Here is a 5,256-nt window from a genome sequence, read left to right on the forward strand (position 1 = left end):
CAGGCAGGTCTCGGTCCCCGGAATGTAAAAGAAGCCTGCGCCGTAAGCGTCGCAAACACGAACGTATTCGACGGGCTCTGGTTCAGCAACAACGACTGCGTCTGCAGCACGTGCGCCGGTTACTGCAGCGAGGGCTGCAGCGGAGCCGAGTAGAAGGCTCTTGATGTTCATTATTTCTCTCCATGAAAGTCGTAGTGACGCCGCGACGCTTAGCCTGACTTTAGTAGTAGAGTCAAAGAACATATTTTGAGTTTTGGATAATTTCATACGTCAAATGTGGAGGTGTTGTAATTTAAACACACACATCAAAGTAAGTCTGAGAATAAGCTAAATATACCGTCTATTAAAATGCATGTATTACATAAATACCGATACATACCACTTTATTGTAACAGGTTTGTGAGAAAATTCGTTGGCGAATATATTTTTTGATTTTGAGACCGGCGAAGGCAGGAATGATAGGCAATGAGGGCTTCTCGGTGAGCATATCTTGCTCAATTATTCCGGAAATTTCCGGCTCGCCTTGGCAGTCGCTAGGGTCTTGCCTTTCGAATCTACAGCTTTGACAGTGAATGAGTAGGTGTGAGAACCCGTCGGCGGACAGGGACCTTGATATTTGAATGCGCCGTAAGGCAACGAAATTTGCCCCCTATAGGCGATCTTTCCGCCTCCGTGATTATAGTCGGAATCGCGATCGGTCATGTGAATGTCGAGATTGGTCGTACCTGCCGGGACGCCGGTGATCTTCATCGGTGGGGACTTGGGATCAAAGCACTTTTTGGTGGGACCCCAAGCGAACGACACGCTCATATCGGCCGCAGCACCCGAGATCGAAGCGAGTAAAATGAAGGTTGTTAACGCTGTTCGCACTCTACCCTCCGCTAGTTGCGAGATTGCCTGGGCGCGCAAAAATTCTTGACTCGCGGGAATTGTCGCATCGGCGCAGGCTAGGTTTCGAGTGGGATTAATCCCAATTATATCATGACATGAAACAAGAATGGCGATATTATCTATGATTGAAATGGATTGCAAAAAATCCTGGGGGGGCCACAAGTGTCCATCAGTTCAGAAGCGAAACGCCGTAGGGCGCGTAAGACGCCGACTGTAATTGTAATAGAACAATACACACTTGCACGAACAACTATCGTCAGACTTCTCGAGAATGAACTCTCTGGCTGGGATTTTATCGATATGGTCTCAACCAAGACTCTCGATAACGCTCTTGGGATGGACGTGCGTCTCGTTGCTCTCGATGTGGCGGGCAGGGGCGTCGAGAGTTCCAGTCTGCACGATGACCTTGCCGCGATTGCGGAGCGTTTTCCCGAAGCTTCAATCGCGTTTTTGTCAAATACCGACGATCCTTTGATGGCATCCCATGCCTTAGCCATGGGCATTCGCGGATATTTTACAACTTCTCTCCCGATCGGAATTGCTCTTGCTGGCATGCGGCTCGTTCTTGCCGGGGGCATTTTCTATCCCCACCCGCTCGGTACACCTGTCAATGGTGCACCAGCCGGACGTATCATTTCTCAGGAGGAGGAGCGGCCTATCGCGAATGCTGGTGTCACGCATGTCACGCATGGTGGCGGCACGCACTATTTGACCATAGCCGACTTCACGCCTCGCGAGGCTGACGTGCTTGCCGAGCTGCAACGCGGTCACCCAAACAAAGTCATTGCTGGAAAGCTGAACCTTTCAGGGAACACCGTAAAAATGCATTTGCAGCACATCATGCGTAAATTGCAGGTCCAAAACCGGACCGAAGTGGTCGCCCGCCTGGGTCAGCAAGCACCATCTGGGCATGACGTAACCGCGAGTTAGTCACGCATTACCTTTGGATGTTTTTTCAAGCATTTCGCTCAGTCTTGCTGCTGCGAGCATGGCATCTGCCAATAGCTTCTTGAGTTTCTGATTTTCGTCCTCAAGCGCCCTGAGACGTCTGGCGTCGAATCCGACATTCTTGAATTGAAGGGATTGCCACCGATAGAAGGTGGGTTCGCTGATTGCGTGTCTGCGGCACACTTCCGCCACTGTCATCCCTCCCTGATGCTCTTTCAAAATACCCATGACCTGATCATCATCGAATCTTCGTTTGCCCATTACCGTCTCCCTTGACGGATTGAAGTTCAGCATTCAGGCGCACATGGAAGGATTTGAGCGCTATTTCGTATTAGCGTTACGCTGTTAATCTTCGCGGAACGCCCTGTTGAAACTATCAAGGAGTGGCCTGAGTGCATAGAACGCCACACTGCTCTCACCTGTTTCGATCAATGTTTGCGCGGGCATGCCAGGAACCAGTTCCACATCGCTCATTTTCGTTAGGCGTTCGTCTGTTACCCGGACTGTCGCCGCGTAGTAAGACTGACCGCTTTGCTTGTCGACGAGACGATCTGCGGAGACATAGGTGACCGTTCCCTTGAGGAGCGGGACCCGGCGCTGATTGTATGGAAGAAGATGCACTTGTGCATTGAGCCCAGCATGGACGACATTGATGTCCTCCGGCCGCACGTGCACTGAAACGATAAGGCCACCGGCACTCGGTACAAGATCAACCAGCGGTTCGCCAGCACCGATCACCCCACCTGTCGTATGGATACGCAGATCCATGATTACACCATCTTCGGGTGCCCTGATTGACGTCCGTGCGAGTTGGTCCTGAATTGTCCGGAGCCGTTCGCTCAGTTGCACAATCTGGTTTTCAGTATCGCGCAAACCCTGTGCTACTTCGTTCATCCGATCGCTTTGAAGCTTCACGAGATAGGCCTGCGACTCGCTGATCACTTGGTACGCACGCGAGATCTGGGCCGTTGTTTCGCCAAGCTGGCCGTCAATGTCCGCCTTCTCTCGTCCGATGTTAAGAAGCCGGCTTTTTCGCTCCAGGCCTTTGGCAGCCAGCGGCGTGACTGTTTCCAGTTCCTGCCGGGCGATTTCCGCCCTGATCGTCAGTGCCACCTTGTGTGCGCCGAGCCCGTCGATCTCCTGTTGCACCTGTGAAATTTTCTCTTGCGTGATCGCAATTTCAGATTTCAGGACCTGGCGGCGGGTTTCGAAAATTCTCTCTTGCCCAATCAGGATGGCCGCGACGGAAGGATTGCTGGTGGTCAAAGCCTTCAGATCATGCGGGTACACGATCTGATCACGCCCCTCTTGCTCAGCAATCATGCGCGCATGACTTGCCTGAGCATCCCAAAGCTGTCCCTGGAGGCTATAGACCTCTGAGCGTGGTTTGGTGTCGTCGAGTGCGATCAGAACCTGTCCGGAACTAACCGCATCGCCATTCTTGACAAAGATTTGCCGCACAATTCCACCTTCGAGATGTTGGATGATCTTGCGGCTGGATGCAGGCTCCACGATTCCTGACGCAATCGCGGCACTTTTGAGCGGCGCAAAAATCGACCAGACTCCGAAACCGACAATGAAAAAAGCGATCAGCAGGTTACCGAACCATGCAACAGCACGAAGCCGGGGCATTGGTGAGGGGGGCGCCAGGGTCACATATTTTTGTCCATCTGCCGGCAAATATCTCAGTCGCCTCCTGGCAACTCCTGACCTTTGCGTTGCCGTGCGGCGGATTGCGCTCAACGCTCCCGTTACCTTGGCTGGTATGTCGAATTGAACGAGGGCCATATCAATTTGCTCCTATGTCCCTGTCCGTGACGGCGGTTGCAGATGGGTGTCATAAATATGTTCACTATCGCCAAAGGCATCGACGGTCCCATTGCGCATAATCGCAATTTTGTTGGTGACGGGAAGAACCCCCATCCGATGCGTAATAATCACGACGGTCATTCGCCGGGATTTCATACGTTCGATTGCATTGAACAATATGCGTTCGCCGTCATAGTCGAGACTTGAATTCGGATCGTCCAACACGACCAGAGACGGATTGCCATAAGCCGCCCTGGCCAGTCCGAGCTGTTGCCGCTGGGCGCGGAGCAGCAAGGCCCCGCCCTCACCAACATCCGTTTCGTAGCCCTGGGGCAGCCGCATGATCGTCTCATGCAGTCCGACGAGTTTCGCCGCTTCGATTGCCTTGCCAGGGTCGGCACCGTCGAGCCGTCCGATGACGTCCTTGATGGCACCGCCGAAGAGTTCGATATCCTGTGGCAAATAGCCGACGTGGCGTGTGCCTCCGCTAAGGCGCAAGGCCGAGATGTCTACGCCGCCGAGCAGCGCACAGCCGCTCGTCGGCTGCAGGACCCCCGCCATGATCCGGCCGAGCGTCGACTTTCCAGATGCCGATGGTCCGATGAGCGCCACGCAATCGCCTGGGGCGAGACGCAGCGTCACGCCTCTCAGTATCTGCCGATCAGCGAACGGAGGCGTATACCCGACATTGTCCAGAATGAGGCCGCTGTGCTCGGGAACCGGTACCATTCGAGCGTCGCCCCCTGATGCGACAGCGATCAGCATCTTGTTGAGGCGGTTGAAGGCGTGGCGTGCGAATGCAAAGGAACGCCATGCTCCGATGGCGCCCTCGACAGGCGCGAGGCCGCGGCCAAGCAGCAAGCTGGCGACAAAGATTATCCCGGGACTGCTATTCTCCTCCAGTACCAGCCATGTGGCTGCACCCATCACCAGTATTTGCGTCAGTGTGCGGATGGATTTCGAGAAACCTAAAATGATCTCGGTGCGATGCATGGCACTGTCTTGCGCATTCCTCGCCGCTTCGGCGTCGCGGTAGACAATTTGCGCTGCACCGTCCTGCATGCCCATTGCGCGGATGACCTGGATGTATTTAAGAGCGGTCCCAAATCGCGAATAGCTTCTTGCCAGGGCCAGGTTCGCGTGTGCGAGCGGCTCGCGGGTTGCCATCTCGGTCAGGAGTGCAAGCGATAAGAGAGCTATCGCGCTGAGCACCCCGATCGCGCCGAGTACGGGATGCACGAGGAAAAGCAAAAGCAAGAATACCGGCGCCCAGGGGACGTCGAAAAGCAGCGCGCTCGCCGGCGAATCAAGAAACTGACGCAAGGCTGCAAGATCACGGTAGCAATCGGTAGCGACACCCGTATCGGCGCGAGCCGCATATTCGAATGAGGCTGTCAGAACGACTGGTCGCAACCGATGATCGAGCCAGCTGCCAATGCGCGAAAGAGCGGCGCGGCGCACGATATCGAGCATGGATCCGACCACCACTGCGACTGCGATAATGATGGTCAGCATCAACAGCGTGTCGATACTGCGGCTCGATAAGACCCGATCATAGATCTGCAGGAGATAGATGGAAGGAGCGAGAAGAAAGAGATTGTAGCCGCA

Annotated in this window: 5 protein-coding genes and 1 pseudogene; 1 reads left to right on the forward strand and 5 read right to left on the reverse strand. The window is 54.4% G+C overall.

Translation table 11 applies throughout. The features are described from left to right. Positions 1-171: porin (locus AAAC48_RS27180; protein WP_340657187.1), on the reverse strand; the 171-nt coding region annotated here is incomplete at its 3' end. 327 nt (positions 172-498) lie between these two features. Beyond that, entirely contained in the window at positions 499-870 is a 372-nt protein-coding gene (locus AAAC48_RS27185; protein WP_340657183.1) for a phospholipid-binding protein, read from the reverse strand. A gap of 156 nt (positions 871-1,026) precedes the next feature. Here AAAC48_RS27185 and AAAC48_RS27190 point away from each other — a divergent pair, with 156 nt between their 5' ends. Then, a complete protein-coding gene (locus AAAC48_RS27190; RefSeq protein WP_340657184.1) occupies positions 1,027-1,821 on the forward strand; it encodes a response regulator transcription factor in 795 nt (264 codons plus the stop codon). A gap of 54 nt (positions 1,822-1,875) precedes the next feature. On the opposite strand, the pseudogene AAAC48_RS27195 reads toward AAAC48_RS27190, so the two are convergent. From AAAC48_RS27195 to AAAC48_RS27205, 3 genes and pseudogenes are all read right to left on the reverse strand, one after another. Then, a pseudogene (locus tag AAAC48_RS27195) lies at positions 1,876-2,100 on the reverse strand (transposase); the annotation flags it as partial. Between the two features lie 84 nt (positions 2,101-2,184). Beyond that, positions 2,185-3,627, reverse strand: coding sequence for an HlyD family type I secretion periplasmic adaptor subunit (locus AAAC48_RS27200; protein ID WP_340657185.1), 1,443 nt, complete (start codon positions 3,625-3,627; stop codon positions 2,185-2,187). A gap of 12 nt (positions 3,628-3,639) precedes the next feature. Beyond that, on the reverse strand, positions 3,640-5,256 hold a 1,617-nt coding region (locus AAAC48_RS27205), incomplete at its 5' end, for a type I secretion system permease/ATPase (protein ID WP_340657186.1).

This window comes from Phyllobacterium sp. (assembly GCF_037994405.1).
Classification (GTDB): domain Bacteria; phylum Pseudomonadota; class Alphaproteobacteria; order Rhizobiales; family Rhizobiaceae; genus Phyllobacterium.